Genomic DNA, 21,197 nt, shown 5'->3' with positions numbered 1-21,197 from the left:
GTGCGGCCCCAATACGGGAGCAGGTCATGAATGACATTTCGCAGAGTATCGATAGCGCGGCAGCCGCACCGACGCCGCTCGTGACCAAGGAACGCGCTGCCGTTGCAATGCTGTTTTTTCTGAACGGACTGGTGATCGGCGCCTGGGCTCCGAAGATCCCGTTCTTCTCGGAGGCACTCGGGCTGAGTGAGTTGATGCTCGGCGTGATGATTTTCGCCTTCGGCGTTGGCTCGCTGGTCCTTATGCCAATTGCTGGCATGCAGATTGCTCGGCATGGCTCGCGTCGTGTCGTCGAAGTGACGACCCTGCTCTTTATCCCGACCGTCGTGCTGGTGACCCTGGTCGACAATGTCTGGACGGGTGCTGTCGCGATATTCCTGTTTGGCGGTTTGACCGGTGCCATGGACGTGGCGATGAATGCCAATGCGGTCGAGGTCGAGCGCAAAATGCGCCGCTCGATCATGTCTTCCTGCCATGCCTTCTGGAGCCTTGGCGGTTTGTGCGGGGCGGCGACCGGTGGCTTCGTGATCGCCGCGCTTGGTGTGATCGGCCACGTTTTCCTGCTTGCCGCCGTTTGTCTCGTCCTGTTCCTTATCGCCCGACCCATGATCCTGCCGGATGCCCCACATCCGAGTGACGAGCCGGTGAAGGCGAATCTGCCGATGACGCCATTGCCCTGGCTCATCGGATTGATCGCGCTTTTCTGCATGATCCCGGAAGGCACCGTTCTAGACTGGAGTGCACTCTACCTGCGCAATGAGCTGAATGCGTCGACGGAAATGTCGGGCTTCGCCTTTGCGGCCTTCTCCTTCACCATGGCCGTCTGCCGCTTTGCCGGTGATTTTGTTCGAGACCGGTTCGGGGCAGTCAATACGCTTCGCTTCTGCGGTGTCGCTGCGATCCTGGGTCTGGTCATCGCCGGTCAGGCCGATAGCGTGACCGTGGCGCTGGTTGGCTTTGCGATCACCGGTATCGGAATCTCGAACATGGTGCCCATCGCATTTTCCGCGGGCGGCAACATCCCGGGCCTGGCGCCCGGTGTCGGGCTCTCGGTCGTTACCACCATGGGCTATTCGGGCATTCTCTTTGCGCCTTCGCTGGTCGGCCTCGTGGCCGAGTACACATCGCTTTCGACGGTCTACACCGCCATCCCGTCGCTCCTGATTGTGGTGCTCGCGCTTTCGAAGCTTGCCCGGCATGCCGATCGCGTGACCGGACACTAGGGGGCAGGCTGCGGCCGGTCGCAAGCGTATTGAGTTCTGGCGTCGCACATCAAATTCGCGTCAGGCAACCACCCATGCCAGATGCCTGGTTGACGGTTCCAAGGTGGCTTCGGAGGCTGAGAGGTGCGACAATCGCCAGCGATCTGCAGGCTTTCGAACCGGTGTTGAGTCGGGTTGTCGGCTATGGCGGCGACAGGGCTCCAGTTGACAAGCGGGCGGCTTTGATCCACCTCCATGGCGATTGAGGCTTGCAGAGAACCAGCCATGACCGCACCCCTGATCCATCCCGCCGATGCCTTTGACCCCAAGCCGCGCCGTTCGTCGGTGGCGGTCGAAGTGGGTGGCGTCATCATCGGTGGCGGCGCCCCCGTCGTCGTCCAGTCGATGACCAATACCGACACTGCCGATATCGATGCGACGGTCGCTCAGGTGGCCGCCCTCTACAAGGCGGGCTCCGAGGTGGTGCGCATCACCGTCGACCGCGACGAAAGTGCGGCCGCCGTGCCGAAGATCCGGGAGCGCCTGCTGCGCCTCGGCATGGATGTGCCCCTGATCGGTGACTTCCACTATATCGGCCACAAGCTGCTCGCCGATCATCCGGCCTGCGCCGAGGCGCTTGCCAAATACCGCATCAATCCGGGCAATGTCGGCTTCAAGGACAAGAAGGACAAGCAGTTCGCCGAGATCGTCGAGATGGCGATCCGCTACGACAAGCCCGTCCGCATCGGGGTCAACTGGGGCTCGCTCGACCAGGAGCTGCTGACCCGTTTGATGGATCAGAATGCGGCTCAGGGCTCGCCGCTGTCGGCGCGTCAGGTGACCCGCGAGGCAATCGTGCAGTCGGCGCTGCTCTCGGCCGAACTGGCTGAGGAGATCGGCCTGCCGCGCAACCGCATCATTCTTTCCGCCAAGGTCAGCCAGGTGCAGGATCTGATCGCGGTGTATTCGATGCTGTCCGACCGCTCGAACCATGCGCTGCATCTGGGCCTCACCGAGGCCGGCATGGGGTCGAAGGGGATCGTCGCCTCCTCGGCGGCCATGGGCTATGTGTTGCAGCACGGCATCGGCGACACCATCCGTGTTTCGCTTACGCCCGAGCCGAATGGCGATCGCACCCGTGAAGTGCAGGTGGCGCAGGAGCTGCTGCAGGTCATGGGGTTCCGGCAGTTCGTGCCCGTGGTCGCCGCATGTCCCGGCTGTGGCCGAACCACCTCAACTGTTTTCCAGGAGCTCGCCCAGAAGATTCAGGACGACCTGCGCAAGAACATGCCGGCCTGGCGGGAGAAGTATCCGGGCGTCGAAGGTCTGAACGTCGCGGTCATGGGCTGCATCGTCAATGGACCTGGTGAAAGCAAGCATGCCGACATCGGTATCTCGCTCCCCGGGACCGGTGAAAATCCGGCAGCGCCCGTCTTCATCGACGGTGAGAAGGCGATGACCTTGCGTGGTCCCAACATCGCCGCCGACTTCGAGGCTCTTGTGGCGGACTATATCGAGAAACGCTATGGTCGGAAGTCAGCGGCGGAGTGAGCTTGTTGGCCAACTTTTTGTTGCCGCAATTTCACGGTTGACGGAATATCTGCCGAATCCTGGAGGGACCCCGAGCATGATCAAGAAGATCGCCATTCTCGCGCTTTGCGCGACCTATCTGAGTGCCTGCACGACGACAGATCCCTATACGGGGCAGCAGAAGGTGTCGAACACCGCCGGAGGTGCAGCCATCGGCGCGGCCGTTGGCGCGCTCGGTGGTCTCGCAGTCGGTGGTTCGCCGGTCGGCCGGCGTAATGCAGCCCTCATTGGTGCCGGTATCGGTGCACTCGCCGGTGGCGCCATCGGCAACTACATGGACCAGCAGGAATCGGAACTGCGCGCACAGCTGCAGGGCACCGGCATTTCGGTCACCCGCGTCGGCGATCGCATTATCCTGAACATGCCGTCCAACATCACCTTCAACACCGATCAGGATGCGGTCATGCCGCAATTCTACCCGACGCTGAATTCTGTCGCGATCGTCCTTCGCAAGTTCGACCGCACGCTGATCGACATCAACGGTCACACCGATTCGACCGGCAGCCAGGGTTACAACCAGGGTCTGTCCGAGCGCCGTGCGATGTCGGTCGCCGGTTACCTCAACAGCCAGGGCGTCGACCCGCGTCGTGTCTCCGCCGTCGGTTTCGGTCCGAACCAGCCGATCGCATCCAACGCGACACCGGATGGCCGCGCGCAGAACCGCCGCGTGGAAATCCAGATCTCGCCGCTCACCCAGGGCTGAGGTCTGTCCACCTCAAGGATCAGAGGCGCCGCATCCGTGCGGCGCCTTTTTCGTTTCAGCGGAAGGTGAGCAGCTTCACGCCGGCAAAGGCAAAGAGAACGGCGAGCGTGCCGTCGATATAGCGACGCGCGGCGCGATAGATCCGGAGCGCGCCCGGGGTCGAGAAAAGCAGCGCATAACCCATGAAGACGATGAAGCCGGTCACCAGGCAACCGCAGACGACGATGGCGACTGCAGACGGCGTCGCACCGGCGGGCAGGCCGAGCGAGATGATGGCGAGCCAGGCGAAGATCGCCTTGGGGTTGGTGAGGTGGATCGCATAGCCCATCAGAAAGGTACGCTTCAGGCTTGCCGTCGCTTTGATGACGCTCATCGGGTCGACGGCACTGGCGGCGGAGCGGAAGGCGCGCCAGGCGAGATAGAGCAAGTAGAGACCGCCCAGGATCCGCATCAGTACCAGCGCTTGCGCATATTGGGAAAGGATGGCGGCAAGGCCGAGGGAGGCGGCAATCGCCCAGGTCATGGACCCGCAGAAGATGCCGGCTGCAATCGTCAATCCATGGCGACGCCCCTGGCCAAGCGAGGCGGAGGCAATCGCCATGGTCGCCGGACCGGGGCTCAAGACCGCAACCAGGTATACGAGGTAGGCAGCCGCGACCTGCGGCCAGTATTGAAGGATTTCAGTCAAGGACATGCTCCGGCGCTTGCAACAGGAGCCGGAGACTAGCCGCTATCGGTCAATTCCACACGTCAGATGATTTGATCGATCGCCTTCAGAAACTGATGGCATTCCTCTGTCGTGCCGATGGTCACGCGAAGGAAATCGGAAATCCGTGGCTTGTTGAAGTGGCGAACGAGGACGGCACGCTCGCGTAGGCCCTTCTGAAGATCTGCACCCTGATGCGCTGGATGGCGCGCAAAGACGAAGTTGGTCGATGAGGGCAGGACCTCGAAGCCGCGGGCCTTCAACGCTTCCGTGACCATGTCGCGGTTGGCGATTATTTTCCCGCAGGCCTCGTCGAACCACGCCTCGTCCTCGATCGCGGCCGTGGCAGCGGCCTGGGCGAGCATGTCGACGGGATAGGAATTGAAGCTGTCCTTCATCCGCTCCAGCGCCTCGATCAGCGGCCGCTGACCAAGCGCGAAGCCGACGCGCAGGCCGGCAAGCGAACGGGACTTCGAGAAGGTTTGGACGACGAGCAGGTTTTCGTAGCGCGGGATGAGCGAGGCTGCAGTCTCGGCGCCGAAATCGACATAGGCCTCGTCGATGACCACGACCTGATCCGGGTGGGAGGCGACGAGTTTCTCGATGTCTGCCAGCGACAGCGCAATGCCGGTCGGGGCGTTCGGATTGGCGAGGATGATGGCGCCGCAGGGGCGGTCGTAGTCCTTGATGCGAACCCGCAGGCCGTCAGCCAGCGCGATCTCCTCGACCTTAACCTCGAAGAGCCGGGCATAGGTCTTGTAGAAGCTGTAGGTGATGTCAGGGTAGAGCAGGGGGGCGTCGTGCTTGAGCAAGGCAGCGAAGGTGAAGGCCAGGACTTCGTCCGAACCGTTGCCGACGAAAACCTCGTCCATCGTCAGGCCGAACCGCTTTGCAATCGCCTCGCGCAGGCCCGTGGAGGCCGGATCGGGGTAAAGGCGCAGTCGTTCACCGGATGCCGCAGCGATCGCGTCCAGCACACGCTGCGACGGGCCGTAGGGGCTCTCATTGGTGTTGAGTTTCACCAAGCCCGGAATCTTGGGCTGTTCACCGGCGACATAGGGCTCCAGCGCATGGACGGCAGACGACCAGAAACGGCTCATACTATTTCTTCCTGTAGGCAATGAAGTGGGCGGCTTCCTTCAGCGGCTCGGCCTTGGTGCCATAGGGATCGAGCAGCGCATTGGCTTCAGTGACCAGACGGTCGAGCTCGGCGCGGGCCCAATCCGTGCCCTTGAGGCCCACCAGGGTCGCCTTGCCCTTGGCAGCGTCCTTGCCGGTTGCCTTGCCAAGGGTTGCAGCATCCGACGTAATGTCGAGGAGATCGTCCGCGACCTGAAAAGCGCGCCCGATGATCTCGCCGAAGCGGCGCAGGCGATCGCGGTCTTCCGGGGGGCGAGCGGCGATGATCGCGCCGGCCTCGCAGGCGAAACGCAGCAGCGCACCGGTCTTCATGGCCTGGAGCATGACGATCCCGGCCTCGTCCGGCTGTTCCTTGTCGGCTACGAGATCGAGCATTTGGCCACCGGCCATGCCGCCGATGCCGGCTGCACGCGAAAGCTCAAGAACGAGGGTCACCTTGGCGCTATCCGTCAGAGGTGTTTCCGGTGATGCGATGATGTCGAAGGCGTATGTCAGCAGGCCGTCGCCGGCGAGGATTGCGGTCGCCTCGTCATATTGCTTGTGGACCGTCGGCTTGCCTCGGCGCAGGTCGTCGTCATCCATAGCCGGCAGGTCGTCATGCACGAGAGAATAGCTGTGCAGGCATTCCAGCGCACAGCCGACCTGGAGAGCCGCCTCGTCGCTGCCGCCGAACAGGCGTGTCGACTGCATCACGAGATAGGGGCGCAGCCGCTTGCCGCCGTTCAGGGCGCCGTAGTCCATGGCTTCAATCAACTGCCGAGGGCGCGCGACTTCCGCCGGGCGCGGGGTTCCGTCGAGAAGGACAGCGAGCCTTGCCTCGACGATCTCGGCATGGACGGACAGGCTTTTTTCAAAGGCATCGGCGCTCTGGGTCATGCCGGCTATTTGGCACGCTGCCCCCTATCAGGCAACGGGAAATTCAGCGTGGGAATGGCGCGGATCCGCGCACCCAGACTGGTCATTTGCCAAGAGGACGGCTATGAGGGTCCATCATCGATCACGGACCCCATTTCATTGACACTGGAAGTCGAGGCATTGGAGCAAGACGAGCAGGTCGCGCCGGCGGACGAGCGGAGGCTGAGGCCCCGGATCATCCGGGCCGTGCTGATCGCTCTGCTCGTCTTCCTCGTCGGACCGTATTTCCTGATCCTGCTCTATCGTATCGATTTCGTTCGTCCGGTCTCTACCTTGATGCTGGCAGATCTCGCCACCTTCCAGGGCTATGACCGCCGCTGGGTGGATTTCGAGGATATCTCGCCCAATGTCGTCCGAGCCGTGATGATGTCGGAGGATGGCCAGTACTGCAATCATGGCGGGGTCGACTGGACCCAGCTGCAGTCCGTGATCGACGATGCGCTGGCGGGCGAGGCGACGCGCGGCGCCAGCACGATCCCGATGCAGACGGCGAAGAACCTCTTTCTGTGGAACGGTCGCTCCTTCGTCCGCAAGGGCCTCGAACTGCCGCTGGCGCTTGTGCTGGATGCGGTCTGGCCCAAGGAACGTACGATGGAGGTCTACCTCAACATCGCCGAATGGGGACCCGGAATATACGGGATCGAAGCCGCCGCACGCTATCATTTCAAAACCTCGGCCGCCAAGCTCAGCCGCCAGCAGGCTGCCCTGCTCGCGGTATCCCTGCCCAATCCGATCGATCGTGTTGCGAGCAAGCCCGGTCCGGGCTTGAAGCGGCTGGCCGGCGTTGTCGATCGACGCGCCCGCGCCTCGGGCGATTACATCACCTGTCTTTATGATTAGGATCAGAAGCTTTCGTTGGCGGTGAAGCGGTCGGTCCGTTTAGGATCAGCTCTCAACCGATCGGAAGACCCCATGACCGACCTCATCCTCTACATCGCCAACAAGAATTATTCCTCGTGGTCGTTCCGGCCCTGGATTGCCCTGACCGCCGCAGGCATCCCGTTTCGCGAGGAACTGATCCCGTTCGGGCCGGGCGCCACGCATCCGAGATTTCGAGAGCTCTCACCGACCGGCAAGGTGCCGGTGCTGCATCACGGCCAGGTCCGCGTTTGGGAATCGCTCGCGATCATCGAATATGTCGCCGAACTCTATCCGGACGCGAGGCTCTGGCCTGCCGACCGGGAGAACCGGTCGCTCGCGCGCTCCATCTCGATGGAAATGCTGTCCGGCTTCCGGGCGTTGCGCAGCGCCTGCCCGATGAACCTGCGCCGGCCCGTGAAGGCAATCCCGCTGCCCGAAGGCGTGAGCGGCGATGTCGCACGTATCGAGACGATCTGGCGCGAGATGCTGAAACGTTCGGGCGGGCCCTTCCTGTTCGGTGCCTTTTCCGCAGCTGATGCGATGTTCGCCCCGGTCGTCAATCGCTTTGCAGCGTATGATTTGGTACGAGATGCCGATACCATCGCCTATACGGACGCGATGCGCGCGCATCCGGCCTGGCGTGCGTGGGAGACGGCAGCACTTGCTGAACCCTGGATCGTGCCTGAGGACGAGGCCTGAACGGGCCTCTCTTAGATTCGAAAAAAGTGTCCTGGGGACTGGTCAAACCCACTTCGGGCATGTATAAGCCCGCCAAATTCCGAGATCGAGACAGGTTCTGTCCGGCCTCATCGAGGCCGCATAAACCCGTCTTGTCCGTCACGTGGAGTAACGAAAATGGCTGTACCGAAAAGAAAAACAAGCCCGTCCAAGCGCGGTATGCGCCGCTCTGCTGACGCGCTGAAGGCTTCGACCTATGTTGAAGACAAGAACTCCGGCGAACTGCGCCGTCCGCACCATATCGATCTGAAGACCGGTATGTATCGCGGTCGCCAGGTTCTGACGCCGAAGGAAAGCGCATAATTTCTGCGTTTTACAAACTGTTTCGAAGGGCCGGCGCTTGCGCCGGCCTTTTCATTTTGGTTTAGGCATAGTTAAATCAGCGCGGCTGATTGCCGCCGGACCGTGCGGGATCGCAATGCCAGGAAGGATCCCGCATGCTGATCGCCGTGCCGCTGATGATCGTCCCCTTCATCTTCTACAATGCCGTCATGCTGGGGAGCGGTGTTTCGGCCTTTTCCGGTGTGATCATGACCGTGCCGATGCTGTCTGGGGCGGTCTGGACGATGACGCTCGGTGACATCGTCATCCTGTGCGCACTCGTCGCTCTGTTCTTCGAGGTGCTGAAGGCAACGCTCAGTAATCGCGGGTCTCTCATGAACCACATGCTGTCGATGCTGGTTTTCATCGCCTTCCTCGTCGAGTTCCTGCTCGTTCGCGATGCGGCTACGCAACTCTTCTTCAGCCTGATGGTGATCGCCTTTATCGATGTCGTTGCGGGCTTCACGATTTCCAATCGTGCCGCGGGTCGCGACGTCTCGATCGGGCTCTGATCCAAGCCACGAAAAAGGCCCCTTCCGGGGCCTCTTGTCGCTTCAGAGATTGTCGAGCTTGTTCTGCAGGGAGCGCAATTGCTCCTTCAGTTCATCAATGTCCTTGGCTTCCGCCTTCTTCGTTTCCTTCACCGGCTGCTGGCCGCCCAGGAAGGGCGAGAACATCTGCATGGCCTGCTGGAACATCTCTGTGTTGCGCTTCACCTGCTCTTCCATGAGTTGTATGGGCATCTGCAGGTTCTTCGACAGCGGATGGTCGCCGAAAGCCTTGGTCATCTGCTCGCGCATCTGCGTCTGTTGCTCGGTGAAGGCCTTCATCGAGTGCTCAAGAAAGCTCGGCACGACCATCTGCATCTGGTCGCCGTAATAGCTGATGAGCTGGCGAAGGAAGGAGATCGGCAGCAGCGTATTGCCGGTCTTGGATTCCTGCTCGAAGATGATCTGGGTCAGGACGGAATGCGTGATATCTTCACCGGACTTGGCGTCCTGCACCACGAAATCCTCGCCCTTCTTGACCATCTTGGCCAAGTCCTCGAGGGTGACGTATGTGCTCGTCCCGGTGTTGTAGAGGCGTCGATTGGCGTATTTCTTGATAACGATTTCGCCATCGGCTTTGGCCATTTCTGTCTCCTAACCCGTCGTTTTTCGATTGTTTTTGCTCTTCCCAAGCCCAAGTGTAAGCGCAAATGAAGTCCGGTGACAATCTCTTTGTGCGATGCAGGATTTGCATTTGACGAAAGACAGGGAAGCGCAACCAAAGAACGAGAAGACCGGGTTTATCCTGTTTGACACCAGCGACAGTCTTTGTCAGTTTCTTCCCAACGACAAAACCCGGAGGATACGTCCATGAGCACCCCGTCCATCGTTATTGCGAGCGCCGCCCGAACCCCGGTCGGTTCCTTCAACGGCGCTCTTGCGTCCGTCACGGCCCATGATCTCGGCGCAATCGCCATCAAGGGCGTGCTGGAGCGTGCCGGCGTCGAGGCGGCAGAGGTCGACGAGGTCATCCTGGGTCAGATCCTGACTGCCGGGCAGGGCCAGAACCCGGCGCGGCAGGCTGCAATGAAGGCCGGTATCCCGCAGGAGGCGACCGCCTGGGGGCTTAATCAGCTCTGCGGTTCAGGTCTTCGTGCCGTGGCCATCGGTATGCAGCAGATCGTTACGGGCGATGCGAAGATCATCATCGCCGGCGGCCAGGAATCGATGTCGATGGCCCCGCATTGCGCACATCTGCGCAACGGTACCAAGATGGGTGACCTGAAGATGGTCGACACCATGATCAAGGATGGCCTGACTGATGCCTTCTACGGCTACCACATGGGCACGACCGCCGAAAATGTCGCCCGTCAGTGGCAACTGACCCGCGACGAGCAGGACGCCTTTGCGGTCGCCTCGCAGAACAAGGCCGAAGCCGCCCAGCTGGCGGGTCGTTTCAAGGACGAGATCGTTCCGGTCATCGTGCCGGGCCGCAAGGGTGACGTTACCGTTGATCAGGACGAATACATCCGCCACGGCGCAACACTCGACAGCATGCAGAAGCTTAAACCCGCCTTCGACAAGGAAGGCACCGTCACGGCCGGCAATGCTTCCGGTCTCAACGATGGTGCCGCCGCTGCCCTGTTGATGACAGAGGCGGAAGCCGTGCGTCGCGGTATTGCGCCGCTGGCCCGCATCGTTTCCTGGGCCACCGCCGGCGTCGATCCGAAGATCATGGGCACGGGCCCGATCCCGGCCTCGCGCAAGGCGCTCGAAAAGGCCGGCTGGAAGATCTCCGATCTCGATCTCGTTGAAGCCAACGAAGCGTTTGCGGCCCAGGCCTGCGCCGTCAACAAGGATCTTGGCTGGGATACCTCGATCGTCAATGTCAACGGTGGTGCGATCGCGATCGGCCACCCGGTCGGTGCATCCGGCGCGCGCATACTGAACACGCTGCTGTTCGAGATGAAGCGTCGCGGCGCCAAGAAGGGGCTCGCCACACTCTGCATCGGCGGTGGCATGGGCGTTGCCATGTGCCTAGAGGCCTTCTGATCCGGACAGCCAGGGATGGCACCGGCTCACTCTTGACATCACAAAGCTCTGTCCCGGTGTGAAGCCGGGATGGCGAAGTCATGCCGATGCGACGGGAGCCGCAGCGGTTGATCCAGACGGGCACCCATACAGAAAAAACGGGGAGGACAGTATGAGCAGAGTGGCTTTGGTAACCGGCGGTACGCGCGGCATCGGTGCTGCGATTTCGATCGCCTTGAAGAATGCCGGCTACAAGGTGGCCGCAAACTTCGCCGGCAACGAGGAAAAGGCGAAAGCCTTCGAGGACGAGACAGGCATTCCCGTCTTCAAATGGGACGTTTCGAACTATCAGGCCTGCGTCGACGGCATCGCCGCCGTGGAGGCCGCTCTTGGCCCAGTCGAAGTGCTGGTCAACAATGCTGGCATCACGCGTGACGCCATGTTCCACAAGATGACGCCGGAGCAGTGGGGCGAGGTGATCAACACCAATCTCACCGGCCTCTTCAACATGACGCATCCGGTGTGGACCGGCATGCGCGACCGCAGCTTTGGTCGCGTCATCAACATCTCCTCGATCAACGGCCAGAAGGGCCAGATGGGGCAGGCGAACTATTCCGCAGCCAAGGCCGGCGATCTCGGCTTCACCAAGGCTCTGGCCCAGGAAGGTGCCGCCAAGGGCATCACCGTCAATGCCATTTGCCCCGGCTATATCGGCACGGAAATGGTGCGCGCCATCCCGGAAAAGGTGCTGAACGAGCGCATCATTCCGCAGATCCCTGTGGGGCGCCTCGGCGAGCCGGAAGAGATTGCGCGCTGCGTTGTCTTCCTCGCCTCCGATGATGCTGGTTTCATTACCGGTTCAACGATTTCTGCCAATGGTGGGCAGTTCTTCGTCTGAACATCACTCGCGCATCCGTCTCTGGCCGGCCTTGTGCCGGCCTTTCACGTTCTGGGTCGGTCATGTCGGAATTGATCGCTGATGTAAGCCAGTTTGCCAAACGCCTGGACGCGGCGTGGTCAATCGAGACGTCCAGCCTGTGGTCGATTGATAATGCGGCACGCGGACAGTGCGGCGTTACCAGTCTCGTCGTCCAGGATCTGTTCGGCGGTCACATCTTGAAGACGTCTCTCCCTGAAGGGCTGCACTTTTACAACTTCATCGCTGGACATCGTTTCGACCTCACAGCGTGCCAGTTCACTCACGCCTTAGACTATCAGGACACGCCTTCCAGCCGCGAAGAGGCGATGTCCGATACCAGTCCAGCACAGTATCGCGCCTTGCGCAGCGGTTTGGGTCTTCCTGTTAAGGATTAAACCCAGCATACGGCGTCAAAACTCTTAATATCCACCGTGTCTTATGGTTAACCATATGTTATTCCACAATATCTAGTGGTGAACAAACCGGGAAAACTGATCAGTCCGCGATTCGTCGTCGATTCGTTCCGTCTTTGGTCGACAGGTTAACGCAGACAAGAAAAAGGCCGCCGAACCGGTGGGGTCGACGGCTTTTTCGATGGCTTTGCCTGTTAGCGGCACCGAGCTTCATAGGTACGACCGTAGCGATCGCGGTAGACGCAATAGCCGGAACGTTCCTGCGAATTGCCAATCAGAGCGCCGGCGACGCCGCCGACAGCCGCACCGACTGCTGCGCCGCGGACATTGCCCGTTGCTACGCCCCCGATGACGGCGCCGGAAGCCGCACCGATGCCGGCGCCCCGTTCGGTTGCTGTGCAGCCGGCGAGAGGTGCGATCAATGCCAGTGCCAGAAGGGTCTTTTTCATCGTCCTATACCTTTTCTCGTCGAGTTGGTTTCACTTCAGGTCAAATTCGACCCATCAGCATCAGGATGATGAGGATGAGCAGCACGAGGCCCAAGCCTCCCGACGGACCGTAGCCCCAGCTGCGGCTATGTCCCCAATTCGGCAGTGCGCCGATCAGCAGCAGAATTAATATAACGATGAGGATGGTACTCATGTGGACCCTCTCCTGAGCCTGGATGAACTATGATCTCTTGTGCTGGTTGAACGCGACTGGAGGGCGTTTGTTCCGTCGGGTGCACGGTTGCATCCAGCAGCCTGAAAAGGCCTGCGGTCGCCAGATCCATGATTGTGGTCTCTCGACGCTGACGTCTGCCCTCCGCAGCTGACATGCCGTCAACAAAGGCGCTGATCGTGTCGGACGTCAGAGCCTGATGTTCGACCATTGGCAGATGGCCGCAGTTGCGGAGCACTACAGTTTGCGCCTGCGGCAACAGCTTGGAGACGCGCAGCTGATGAGCGGGTGGTACGATGGCGTCTTCGGCCCCGACGATATTCAGGACTGGCAGTCTGATCGCGGGCAAATCGGCGAGCAATGTCGTTTCCGACATGAACTGGATGCAGGCGGCAATATCCTCGGGTCTTGCCTGTTGCAACTGGAGCCGGACGTCCTCCATCGCCAAGACGGCGCGCTCGTTCTGCCAGGGGCAACGCTTGTCGAAGACGCATGCGATCGACCCCCAGCGGAACTGCTCGCTGGAGGAGATCCAGCGCAGAAAGAGCCGGCGAAACAGGAAAGGGCCGATATGCGGCATTCTCAGCAGGCGAGCCGGCAGACGCTCCTGTCCCTCAAAGCGACCGCAGGCAAAGGCGCCAACCAGGACGATCGCCTTCACCAGTTGGGGGAAATGGATCGCGATCAGCATCGATACGAAGCCCCCGGTCGAGTGTCCGATCAGGGTGACGGGTCGCCCCCCGAAGTCCCGCCGGATAGCGTCGGCATAGGCTGCCGCAACTGCCTGGGGCGTCAAGGGCTGGCCAGGATCGGAGAGTTTCCAGGGATGGTGTCCCGGCAATGCATAAGCAGCACTGTTGGCCCTGCGGACAGCCTGCGGCGCATAGGTGCGCCAGAAGGATGGGGCCATAACCATGCCGTGGATCAGGACATAATCCTGATCCAGCTTTCTTTTTCCGATCCACTCAGCGGGTGGTAGGGACAATGTCATCAGCTTCACCTCGGCGGCGGAACGTGGAACTGTTCTCCATTGTTCCACTGAGCTTTCCAGGAAGGTGGCCGTCGATTGATGGTGGAGGGGGATTCAGCATCTGGTGTGAATGCCGCACCCGGCTTCCACATCTAGCCGTGAACAAATGCAGAATTCACGGGAGTCGTCGATTCGTCTCTGATTCGTTCCCAGACTGTTCTCGATTCGGAAAGCTGATTCCGATCAAGGGTTTGCAAGGAATTCTGGGGTGATCGCGACAAGCGCCTTGCCTTTGCCCCTGTTCGTCGCCATGTGTTGGCCAAGGGCGTCGGTTTCCAGGAAACGCGGCCCCGACAAGCGGAGCGGTCATTGAATACGCAACCCATGATCCTGAGTGGCCGCGGCGTCAACGCTGTGCTGGGGCCAACGAATACGGGCAAGACCCATTTCGCCATCGAACGCATGGTCGCGCATGGGTCTGGCATGATCGGGTTGCCGCTCAGACTTCTGGCCCGTGAGGTCTATACCCGTGTTGTCGAGCGGGTCGGCGTCAAGAACGTCGCTCTCGTCACCGGCGAAGAGAAGATCAGCCCTCCGAACGCCCGCTTTTCCGTCTGCACCGTCGAGGCCATGCCACGGGAAACGAAAGTTGCCTTCGTCGCGATCGACGAGATCCAGCTCGCCGGCGATCTTGAGCGCGGGCATATCTTCACGGATCGCCTGCTGCATCTGAGAGGGCGTGAAGAGACGCTTCTGCTTGGCTCTGCGACGATGAAGTCGATCCTCATCCAGCTTCTGCCCGGCATCACCATCGTCGAGCGCCCCCGGCTTTCGCAGATCTTCTATGCAGGCCAGAAAAAGATTACCCGCCTGCCGCAGCGCACCGCCATCGTCGCCTTCTCCGCTGACGAGGTCTATGCGATCGCCGAGCTCATTCGGCGCCAGCGCGGCGGAGCGGCCGTGGTGCTGGGTGCGCTTAGCCCACGGACGCGCAACGCCCAGGTTGGCCTCTACCAGGAGGGCGATGTTGATTATCTCGTCGCCACCGATGCCATCGGCATGGGGCTCAATCTCGATGTCGACCACGTCGCCTTTGCCCAGGACCGCAAATTCGACGGCTACCAGTTCCGCAATCTCAATCCGGGCGAACTGGGCCAGATCGCGGGCCGTGCTGGGCGGCACATCAAGGATGGCACGTTCGGCGTTACGGGTCGCGTCGATCCTTTCGATGACGAACTGGTGGAGCGGCTTGAAACCCATCAATTCGATCCCGTCAAAGTTCTGCAATGGCGGACGGAGAAGTTCGACTTCTCGTCGATTGCCGGTCTGCAGCGAAGCCTCGATGCGGTGCCGCGCGTTGAAGGACTGACGCGCGCGCTGCCGGCGACCGATCAGCAGGCGCTCGAGTACCTGTCGCGCTATCCTGAGATTTCCGACATCACGGACCGACCCGAACGGGTGGAAAAACTCTGGGAAGCCTGTGCGCTGCCCGACTATCGGCGTATTACGCCTGCACAGCATGCAGATCTGATTCAGAGTCTCTATTTTGATTTGGTCAGGCGGGGTACCGTGAACGAGGATTTCCTCGGTGAACAGGTGCGCCGGGCTGACCGGACTGATGGCGAGATCGACACGCTTTCGGCGCGGATCGCCCAGATCAGAACATGGACTTACGTGTCGAACCGGCCCGGCTGGCTTGCCGATCCGACACACTGGCAAGAAAAGACGCGGGAAATCGAAGACCGATTGTCCGATGCGTTACATGAACGGTTGACGAAACGCTTTGTTGATCGCAGGACATCTGTGCTCATGAAGCGCTTAAGAGAGAATGCAATGTTGGAAGCTGAAATCAGTGTGAACGGCGATGTCTTCGTGGAAGGCCATGCCATGGGACAACTCTCCGGTTTCCGGTTCACGCCGATTTCCGGCATGGATGGTCCGGACGCCAAGGCTGTCCAGGCGGCCGCCTACAAGGCGCTGGCGCTTGAGTTCGAGGCGCGCGCCGCGCGCCTGCATGCCTCCGGCAACAGCGATCTTGCCATCGGTTCGGACGGCCTCGTTCGCTGGGTGGGTGACCCGGTTGCCCGCCTGACGGGTACCGATCACATCCTTCATCCACGCGTCATCCTGCTTGCAGACGAACAGCTGACCGGCATTGCCCGCGATCATGTCGCCGCCCGCGTCGAGCGTTTCGTCAATCATCATATCTCGACCGTCCTGAAGCCGCTCGATGACCTTTCGCGCGCCGAAGACCTGCAGGGCTTGGCCAAGGGTCTCGCCTTCCAGCTCGTCGAGAACCTCGGTGTGCTCTTCCGTCGTGATGTGGCGGACGACGTAAAGACACTCGACCAGGATGGTCGTGCATCCATGCGTCGCTACGGCGTGCGCTTCGGCGCCTATCACATCTTCATGCCGGCGCTGTTGAAGCCGGCCCCTGCCGAACTGATTACGCTGCTCTGGGCGCTGAAGAACGACGGCCTCGACAAGCCGGGTTATGGCGATCTGATCCCGGTGCTCGCTGCCGGTCGTACCTCTGTCGTCACCGATCCGAGCTTCGAGCGCATGTTCTACAAGCTCGCCGGCTTCCGTTTCCTCGGCAAGCGCGCGGTGCGCATCGACATTCTCGAGCGTCTCGCTGACCTGATCCGTCCGCTCCTGCAGTGGAAGCCCGGTTCGCCGGCACGTCCTGATGGCGCCTATGACGGCCGCCGCTTCACGACGACGACGGCCATGCTTTCCATTCTGGGTGCTACGCCTGACGACATGGAAGAGATCCTGAAGGGTCTCGGCTATCGTGCCGACAGCGTTTCGGCCGAAGAGGCTGCTGCCTTCCTCGGCGCGCAGACCGGTTCTGCTGCGGCTGAGGCTCCGGCGGTTGCCGAAAAGGGCGACGACACCGTCGATGATGCCGATCAATCCGTGGAGGCATCTGCCGAAGGCGAGGCACCGGCTGCTGTGACCGAAGAGCCTGCTGCAGCGGTTGCCGCTGAAGCGGCTGAGCCTGCCGCTGCCGAAGAGCAGTCGGCCGAGCCGACCGAGCCGAAGCCGGTTCTTCTCTGGCGTCCGGGTGGTCGCAACGACAACCAGCGTGGCACAGGCCGTCCGGGTGGCGATCGCCGTCCGCAGGGCCAGCGCAACCCGGCTCCGCGCGAAGGCGGCGAGGCCGCTGGCGAGAAGCGTGGCGAAGGCCGTCGCGACGATCGCCGTTCCGACAATCGCGGTGAGCGTCGAGACGACAATCGTGGCAAGTTCGCCGGCAAGGGTGACCGCCAGGATCGTGGCGACCGCAAGGACCGTGGTCCGCGACCGGAGCGCGACAACAACAAGTCGCAGCCGGCACGCTTCGAGGCAAAGCCGCCGCGCAAGGAGAAGCCTGTTGATCCGGATTCGCCTTTCGCCAAGCTCGCGGCTCTCAAGGAGCAGCTGAAGAAGTAATGGACGACAAGCAGTCACAAAGCGGTTCGCGCCAGCGCATCGACAAGTGGCTGTTCTTCGCCCGTGTGGCAAAATCACGCAGCCTCGCGCAAGAGCGCGTGGCTTCTGGCCATATCAGCGTCAATGGCCAGAAAATCCGCCAGGTCAGCCATCAGGTCAAGCCTGGCGACAAGCTGGAGATCGCGATGCCCGAGCGCCACCTGGTGCTGGTCGTAAAACTCCCCGGCGAGCGGCGCGGCCCTTACGAGGAAGCAAAGCTTCTCTACGAAGATCTCACGCCTCCGCCCGAGAAGAAGCCCTTCAGTCCGTCCGAGCCTGGTGTTCGCGCTCCTGGAGCCGGGAGGCCCACGAAGAAGGAACGCCGCGCGCTCGATGAACTGCGTGGCGAGCCGGATTGGTTGGCGGATTAGAAAATTTCTACAAAGGCGCCAGAATTGAGGGTGTTTATCCTTGCCTTGTCAGGGATTCCGCTTTAGCTCACATGCCGTCCGACATTAATTCCCGGTGGGGCGCGAGCCTTCCGAACAGGGTGTCACCCGATCGGAATACCCGCATTCGTCTCTCTCCTGCCGTTCGAGAACGTCATCCTGGAGTGCCGCATGACCTATATCGTCACCGATAACTGCATTCGTTGCAAATACACTGATTGTGTCGAGGTCTGCCCCGTCGATTGCTTCTATGAGGGCGAAAACTTCCTCGTCATCCATCCGGACGAATGCATCGACTGTGGTGTCTGCGAGCCGGAATGTCCTGCTGAGGCGATCAAGCCCGACACCGAGCCAGGCCTCGACAAGTGGCTCAAGATCAATGCGGATTATGCGAAGATCTGGCCGAATATCACTGTGAAGAAAGAGCCGATGCCGGAAGCCAAGGAGATGGACGGTGTCGATGGCAAGTTCGAACAGTTCTTCTCGGAAAAGCCCGGGTCGGGTGACTGACGATAGTCTAGGCCGTGTTTCATCGGAATCGCGCCTAAAATTCCATCACTTGACTCCGCATCTGCCCGCAGCTGCGTCACGATTGTGGCGCGCTGCACTAAAATATTGATTTCCTCGTCTTTTTGTGATAGCCTCTTGGAACTGTTCCACTTTGCGGCATAGCTATGCCCTGAACCATCACGAAAGCAACTTCACCAACGCGCGATTTCCGTGACATCGGCGACACCGCTTGTGTCGTGTCTCCGTCGCGACGAGGTGGTTTTGACTGTGTGGCGGACTGGATCAGGATGACAAGTTTCGCAACCTTGTCATCTCATCCGGGCCTGACCGACCCGGCGCCGGCATCTCGCCGGGAGCAAAACAGGGAGTATTTGAATAGAATGACGACCCAGCAGAAGAAGAGTTCCTCGGCGCGCCACGGCTTCAAGACCGGCGAGTCGATCGTATACCCGGCCCATGGCGTGGGTACCATCACCGCCATCGATGAGCAAGAAGTCGCCGGCATGAAGCTTGAGCTTTTCGTCATCGACTTCGAAAAGGACAAGATGCGTCTGAAGGTTCCGGTCGCCAAGGCCGTGAGCATCGGGATGCGCAAGCTGTCCGAGACCGATTTCGTCGACCGCGCGCTGAAGGTGGTTCAGGGCAAGGCCCGCGTCAAGCGCACCATGTGGTCGCGTCGTGCGCAGGAATACGATGCCAAGATCAATTCCGGTGACCTGATCTCGATCGCCGAGGTCGTTCGCGACCTCTATCGCGCCGAGAACCAGCCAGAGCAGTCCTACTCCGAGCGCCAGCTCTATGAGGCTGCTCTCGACCGCATGGCTCGCGAAATCGCTGCCGTGAACAAGATGTCCGAGACGGAAGCCGTTCGCCTTGTCGAGGTCAATCTCGCCAAGGGTCCCAAGCGCGGCAAGACGATCGAAGAAGACGATGCACAGGAAGAAGCTGCCTGAGGCATCCTTCTTCTTCTCCTTGAAAAACCTCCGGTGCGAGCCGGAGGTTTTTTCGTTTGTCTGGGCGTCACAGGCTGGCGTCAGGCGCCTTCTGCGCGGGGCGTGTGCAGACCCGCCGGCTCTCACTGGGCTTGGCGCGCGCCTGGCGTCTAGTCGCCACCCTATGCCCAAGCATGGAAAAGCCCCCGGAGTGGATGCTCACGGGGGCTCTTCATTTTATTGTCCTGCGAGGAGGGCGAAGTTAACCGGCGATGGAAGCCTTGGCCTTGTCCATGCGCTTGCGGTCGTTCGCATCGAGGAACATCTTGCGTAGGCGGATCGACTTCGGCGTGACTTCCATCAGCTCGTCGTCCTGAATCCAGGAGAGCGCGCGGTCGAGCGTCATGCGGATCGGCGGGGTGAGCTTGACGGCTTCGTCCTTGCCGGCCGAACGGATGTTGGTCAGCTGCTTGCCCTTGAGGACGTTGACCTCGAGGTCGTTGTCACGGGTATGAATGCCGATGATCATGCCGGCATAGACCTTCTCGCCTGGCTCGATGATCATCGGGCCACGATCTTCCAGGTTGAACATCGCATAGGCGACGGCTTCACCGGACTGGTTGGAAAGAAGGACGCCGTTGACGCGACCGGTGATCGCGCCCTTGAAGGGCTGATAGTCGTGGAAAAGGCGGTTCATGATCGCCGTGCCGCGCGTATCTGTCAGCAGTTCCGACTGGTAGCCGATGAGGCCACGGGTCGGCGCGTAGAAGCGCAGGCGGACGCGGCTGCCGCCCGACGGACGAAGCTCGACCATCTCGCCCTTGCGCTCGGACATCTTCTGAACGACGACGCCGGAATGCTCTTCGTCGACGTCGATCACGACTTCTTCGATTGGCTCCATGGTGGTGCCGTTCTCGTCCTTGTGCATGACGACGCGCGGACGCGAAACGGCAAGCTCGAAGCCTTCGCGACGCATGGTCTCGATCAGAACGGCCAGCTGCAATTCGCCACGGCCGGACACGAAGAAGGAGTCCTTGCCGTCAGATTCTTCAATTCTCAGCGCGACATTGCCTTCGGCTTCCTTGAACAGACGATCGCGGATAACGCGGCTCGTGACCTTGTCACCTTCGGTGCCGGCGAGCGGGCTGTCGTTGACGAGGAAGGACATGGTGACCGTCGGCGGGTCGATCGGCTGTGCCGTCATGGCTTCGGTGATCGACGGATCGCAGAAGGTGTCGGCAACGGTGCCCTTGGAGAGGCCAGCGATGGCGACGATGTCACCTGCATGGGCTTCTTCGATCGGCTGGCGCTCGATGCCGCGGAACGCGAGGATCTTCGAGATGCGGCCGGTTTCAACGGTCTTGCCGTCCTGGGAGAGAACCTTGACGGCCTGGTTCGGCTTGATCGAGCCGGAAGCGATACGACCGGTGATGATACGGCCGAGGAAGGGGTTGGCTTCCAGAAGCGTGCCGATCATGCGGAACGGGCCTTCTTCAACCTTGGGCTCCGGAACGTGTTCAAGCACGAGATCGAGAAGCGGCGCGAGGCCGGCGTCCTTCGGGCCTTCTGGGTTGACGTTCATCCAGCCATCGCGGCCAGAACCGTAAAGGATCGGGAAGTCGAGCTGATCGTCGGTCGCGTCGAGGTTGGCGAAAAGGTCGAAGACTTCGTTGATGACTTCCTCGTGGCGGCCGTCCGGACGGTCGATCTTGTTGATCGCAACGATCGGACGAAGACCGACCTTCAGCGCCTTGCCGACAACGAACTTGGTCTGCGGCATCGGGCCTTCGGAAGAGTCGACCAGAACGATCGCGCCGTCGACCATCGAGAGGATACGCTCAACTTCACCACCGAAGTCGGCGTGGCCGGGCGTGTCGACGATGTTGATGCGGTGGCCCTTCCACTCGATGGAGGTCGCCTTGGCAAGGATCGTGATGCCACGTTCCTTTTCGAGGTCGTTCGAGTCCATCATGCGCTCGGCGGTGCGCTGGTTCTCACGGAAAGAGCCCGACTGCTTCAGAAGCTCGTCCACAAGGGTCGTTTTTCCATGGTCGACGTGCGCGATAATCGCGATGTTGCGCATTTTCATGTTTGTGATCTCTGATAGCTGGGGCGCAATACGGGAGAGTGGCGCCGATTTACTTTGGCGCGCTCATACCTTGTTTTTTGCATTTGCGAAAGGGGGAAACGCCCGATGCGCCGGCGATGGTTACCGCCGGCGTCGGTTTTGCTCGG

General features: G+C 60.9%; 22 protein-coding genes. 14 read left to right on the top strand and 8 right to left on the bottom strand.

Going from position 1 to position 21,197, the window contains the following annotated elements; translation table 11 throughout:
• The first annotated feature begins 26 nt into the window (after positions 1-26).
• The 3 genes from J2045_RS08495 to J2045_RS08485 all read left to right on the top strand — a co-directional run bounded on the left by J2045_RS08495 (position 27) and on the right by J2045_RS08485 (position 3,495).
• Positions 27-1,223 (top strand): MFS transporter, encoded by a 1,197-nt coding sequence (locus J2045_RS08495; RefSeq protein ID WP_307371631.1) that lies wholly within the window; start codon positions 27-29, stop codon positions 1,221-1,223.
• A 264-nt stretch (positions 1,224-1,487) separates the two neighbouring features.
• Positions 1,488-2,753, top strand: a complete 1,266-nt coding sequence (gene ispG, locus J2045_RS08490) for a flavodoxin-dependent (E)-4-hydroxy-3-methylbut-2-enyl-diphosphate synthase (RefSeq protein ID WP_166600457.1) — start codon at positions 1,488-1,490, stop codon at positions 2,751-2,753.
• Between the two features lie 76 nt (positions 2,754-2,829).
• The gene (locus J2045_RS08485) at positions 2,830-3,495 is read left to right on the top strand and encodes a YiaD family glycine zipper/OmpA-like lipoprotein (protein ID WP_166600456.1); all 666 of its coding nucleotides are present in this window, start codon (positions 2,830-2,832) and stop codon (positions 3,493-3,495) included.
• 55 nt (positions 3,496-3,550) lie between these two features.
• On the opposite strand, the gene J2045_RS08480 is transcribed toward J2045_RS08485, so the two are convergent.
• The 3 genes from J2045_RS08480 to J2045_RS08470 all read right to left on the bottom strand — a co-directional run bounded on the left by J2045_RS08480 (position 3,551) and on the right by J2045_RS08470 (position 6,217).
• Complete coding sequence (locus J2045_RS08480) at positions 3,551-4,183, bottom strand: LysE family translocator (RefSeq protein ID WP_307371627.1); 633 nt, start codon at positions 4,181-4,183, stop codon at positions 3,551-3,553.
• A 62-nt stretch (positions 4,184-4,245) separates the two neighbouring features.
• Complete coding sequence (hisC, locus tag J2045_RS08475; protein WP_307371625.1) at positions 4,246-5,301, bottom strand: histidinol-phosphate transaminase; 1,056 nt, start codon at positions 5,299-5,301, stop codon at positions 4,246-4,248.
• 1 nt (position 5,302) lies between these two features.
• A complete protein-coding gene (locus tag J2045_RS08470) occupies positions 5,303-6,217 on the bottom strand; it encodes a polyprenyl synthetase family protein (protein WP_307371623.1) in 915 nt (304 codons plus the stop codon).
• 144 nt (positions 6,218-6,361) lie between these two features.
• Here J2045_RS08470 and mtgA point away from each other — a divergent pair, with 144 nt between their 5' ends.
• From mtgA to J2045_RS08450, 4 genes are all read left to right on the top strand, one after another.
• Entirely contained in the window at positions 6,362-7,096 is a 735-nt protein-coding gene (gene mtgA, locus J2045_RS08465; protein ID WP_370873058.1) for a monofunctional biosynthetic peptidoglycan transglycosylase, read from the top strand.
• A gap of 72 nt (positions 7,097-7,168) precedes the next feature.
• Complete coding sequence (locus tag J2045_RS08460) at positions 7,169-7,816, top strand: glutathione S-transferase family protein (protein ID WP_307371621.1); 648 nt, start codon at positions 7,169-7,171, stop codon at positions 7,814-7,816.
• Positions 7,817-7,972: 156 nt separating this feature from the next.
• On the top strand, positions 7,973-8,158 hold the full coding sequence (gene rpmF, locus J2045_RS08455) for a 50S ribosomal protein L32 (protein WP_006724402.1): 186 nt from the start codon (positions 7,973-7,975) through the stop codon (positions 8,156-8,158).
• 134 nt (positions 8,159-8,292) lie between these two features.
• A complete protein-coding gene (locus J2045_RS08450; protein WP_307371587.1) occupies positions 8,293-8,688 on the top strand; it encodes a hypothetical protein in 396 nt (131 codons plus the stop codon).
• Between the two features lie 42 nt (positions 8,689-8,730).
• On the opposite strand, the gene phaR is transcribed toward J2045_RS08450, so the two are convergent.
• Entirely contained in the window at positions 8,731-9,309 is a 579-nt protein-coding gene (gene phaR, locus J2045_RS08445) for a polyhydroxyalkanoate synthesis repressor PhaR (RefSeq protein ID WP_307371585.1), read from the bottom strand.
• A 225-nt stretch (positions 9,310-9,534) separates the two neighbouring features.
• Between phaR and J2045_RS08440 the strand changes: the two genes are divergently transcribed.
• From J2045_RS08440 to J2045_RS08430, 3 genes are all read left to right on the top strand, one after another.
• A complete protein-coding gene (locus J2045_RS08440) occupies positions 9,535-10,716 on the top strand; it encodes an acetyl-CoA C-acetyltransferase (RefSeq protein WP_166600449.1) in 1,182 nt (393 codons plus the stop codon).
• A gap of 151 nt (positions 10,717-10,867) precedes the next feature.
• Entirely contained in the window at positions 10,868-11,593 is a 726-nt protein-coding gene (locus J2045_RS08435) for a beta-ketoacyl-ACP reductase (protein WP_307371582.1), read from the top strand.
• 62 nt (positions 11,594-11,655) lie between these two features.
• The gene (locus J2045_RS08430) at positions 11,656-12,009 is read left to right on the top strand and encodes a YunG family protein (protein WP_307371580.1); all 354 of its coding nucleotides are present in this window, start codon (positions 11,656-11,658) and stop codon (positions 12,007-12,009) included.
• Positions 12,010-12,221: 212 nt separating this feature from the next.
• Here J2045_RS08430 and J2045_RS08425 read toward each other — a convergent pair whose 3' ends face one another.
• From J2045_RS08425 to J2045_RS08415, 3 genes are read right to left on the bottom strand one after another with little or no spacing between them, the layout of a single operon-like run.
• Positions 12,222-12,476: a YMGG-like glycine zipper-containing protein gene (locus J2045_RS08425; protein ID WP_166600446.1), complete on the bottom strand. Its 255-nt coding sequence runs from the start codon at positions 12,474-12,476 to the stop codon at positions 12,222-12,224.
• Positions 12,477-12,516: 40 nt separating this feature from the next.
• Complete coding sequence (locus tag J2045_RS08420; protein WP_102021035.1) at positions 12,517-12,669, bottom strand: DUF3309 family protein; 153 nt, start codon at positions 12,667-12,669, stop codon at positions 12,517-12,519.
• Positions 12,602-13,678: an alpha/beta fold hydrolase gene (locus tag J2045_RS08415; RefSeq protein WP_307371577.1), complete on the bottom strand. Its 1,077-nt coding sequence runs from the start codon at positions 13,676-13,678 to the stop codon at positions 12,602-12,604. Before J2045_RS08415 ends, J2045_RS08420 begins: the two co-directional genes overlap by 68 nt.
• A 363-nt stretch (positions 13,679-14,041) precedes the next feature.
• Between J2045_RS08415 and J2045_RS08410 the strand changes: the two genes are divergently transcribed.
• The 4 genes from J2045_RS08410 to J2045_RS08395 all read left to right on the top strand — a co-directional run bounded on the left by J2045_RS08410 (position 14,042) and on the right by J2045_RS08395 (position 18,983).
• Positions 14,042-17,092, top strand: coding sequence for a helicase-related protein (locus J2045_RS08410; RefSeq protein ID WP_307371975.1), 3,051 nt, complete (start codon positions 14,042-14,044; stop codon positions 17,090-17,092).
• Complete coding sequence (locus tag J2045_RS08405) at positions 17,092-17,502, top strand: RNA-binding S4 domain-containing protein (protein WP_307371575.1); 411 nt, start codon at positions 17,092-17,094, stop codon at positions 17,500-17,502. The genes J2045_RS08410 and J2045_RS08405 overlap by 1 nt, the downstream gene beginning before the upstream one ends.
• Before the next feature lie 189 nt (positions 17,503-17,691).
• The gene (gene fdxA, locus J2045_RS08400; RefSeq protein ID WP_166600442.1) at positions 17,692-18,030 is read left to right on the top strand and encodes a ferredoxin FdxA; all 339 of its coding nucleotides are present in this window, start codon (positions 17,692-17,694) and stop codon (positions 18,028-18,030) included.
• A 380-nt stretch (positions 18,031-18,410) separates the two neighbouring features.
• Positions 18,411-18,983, top strand: coding sequence for a CarD family transcriptional regulator (locus J2045_RS08395; protein WP_166600441.1), 573 nt, complete (start codon positions 18,411-18,413; stop codon positions 18,981-18,983).
• A 241-nt stretch (positions 18,984-19,224) separates the two neighbouring features.
• On the opposite strand, the gene typA is transcribed toward J2045_RS08395, so the two are convergent.
• Positions 19,225-21,051: a translational GTPase TypA gene (gene typA / locus J2045_RS08390; RefSeq protein ID WP_166600440.1), complete on the bottom strand. Its 1,827-nt coding sequence runs from the start codon at positions 21,049-21,051 to the stop codon at positions 19,225-19,227.
• Between the last annotated feature and the right edge of the window lie 146 nt (positions 21,052-21,197).

The organism is Peteryoungia aggregata LMG 23059 (assembly GCF_030814435.1).
Classification (GTDB): Bacteria; Pseudomonadota; Alphaproteobacteria; order Rhizobiales; family Rhizobiaceae; genus Allorhizobium; species Allorhizobium aggregatum.
Note: the sequence above shows the minus strand (reverse complement) of the source record. Positions and strands in the feature narration are given on the sequence as shown.

Bases quoted from the DNA above. Each gene is read 5' to 3' on its own strand.
- J2045_RS08440 (WP_166600449.1), top strand. From the start codon at position 9,535: ATGAGCACCCCGTCCATCGTTATTGCGAGCGCCGCCCGAACCCCGGTC.
- J2045_RS08420 (WP_102021035.1), bottom strand. From the start codon at position 12,669: ATGAGTACCATCCTCATCGTTATATTAATTCTGCTGCTGATCGGCGCA.
- J2045_RS08395 (WP_166600441.1), top strand. From the start codon at position 18,411: ATGACGACCCAGCAGAAGAAGAGTTCCTCGGCGCGCCACGGCTTCAAG.
- ispG (WP_166600457.1), top strand. From the start codon at position 1,488: ATGACCGCACCCCTGATCCATCCCGCCGATGCCTTTGACCCCAAGCCG.
- J2045_RS08430 (WP_307371580.1), top strand. From the start codon at position 11,656: ATGTCGGAATTGATCGCTGATGTAAGCCAGTTTGCCAAACGCCTGGAC.
- J2045_RS08405 (WP_307371575.1), top strand. From the start codon at position 17,092: ATGGACGACAAGCAGTCACAAAGCGGTTCGCGCCAGCGCATCGACAAG.
- J2045_RS08415 (WP_307371577.1), bottom strand. From the start codon at position 13,678: ATGACATTGTCCCTACCACCCGCTGAGTGGATCGGAAAAAGAAAGCTG.
- fdxA (WP_166600442.1), top strand. From the start codon at position 17,692: ATGACCTATATCGTCACCGATAACTGCATTCGTTGCAAATACACTGAT.
- J2045_RS08470 (WP_307371623.1), bottom strand. From the start codon at position 6,217: ATGACCCAGAGCGCCGATGCCTTTGAAAAAAGCCTGTCCGTCCATGCC.
- hisC (WP_307371625.1), bottom strand. From the start codon at position 5,301: ATGAGCCGTTTCTGGTCGTCTGCCGTCCATGCGCTGGAGCCCTATGTC.
- J2045_RS08450 (WP_307371587.1), top strand. From the start codon at position 8,293: ATGCTGATCGCCGTGCCGCTGATGATCGTCCCCTTCATCTTCTACAAT.
- J2045_RS08485 (WP_166600456.1), top strand. From the start codon at position 2,830: ATGATCAAGAAGATCGCCATTCTCGCGCTTTGCGCGACCTATCTGAGT.
- J2045_RS08460 (WP_307371621.1), top strand. From the start codon at position 7,169: ATGACCGACCTCATCCTCTACATCGCCAACAAGAATTATTCCTCGTGG.
- typA (WP_166600440.1), bottom strand. From the start codon at position 21,051: ATGAAAATGCGCAACATCGCGATTATCGCGCACGTCGACCATGGAAAA.
- rpmF (WP_006724402.1), top strand. From the start codon at position 7,973: ATGGCTGTACCGAAAAGAAAAACAAGCCCGTCCAAGCGCGGTATGCGC.
- J2045_RS08425 (WP_166600446.1), bottom strand. From the start codon at position 12,476: ATGAAAAAGACCCTTCTGGCACTGGCATTGATCGCACCTCTCGCCGGC.
- J2045_RS08435 (WP_307371582.1), top strand. From the start codon at position 10,868: ATGAGCAGAGTGGCTTTGGTAACCGGCGGTACGCGCGGCATCGGTGCT.
- J2045_RS08495 (WP_307371631.1), top strand. From the start codon at position 27: ATGAATGACATTTCGCAGAGTATCGATAGCGCGGCAGCCGCACCGACG.
- phaR (WP_307371585.1), bottom strand. From the start codon at position 9,309: ATGGCCAAAGCCGATGGCGAAATCGTTATCAAGAAATACGCCAATCGA.
- J2045_RS08410 (WP_307371975.1), top strand. From the start codon at position 14,042: ATGATCCTGAGTGGCCGCGGCGTCAACGCTGTGCTGGGGCCAACGAAT.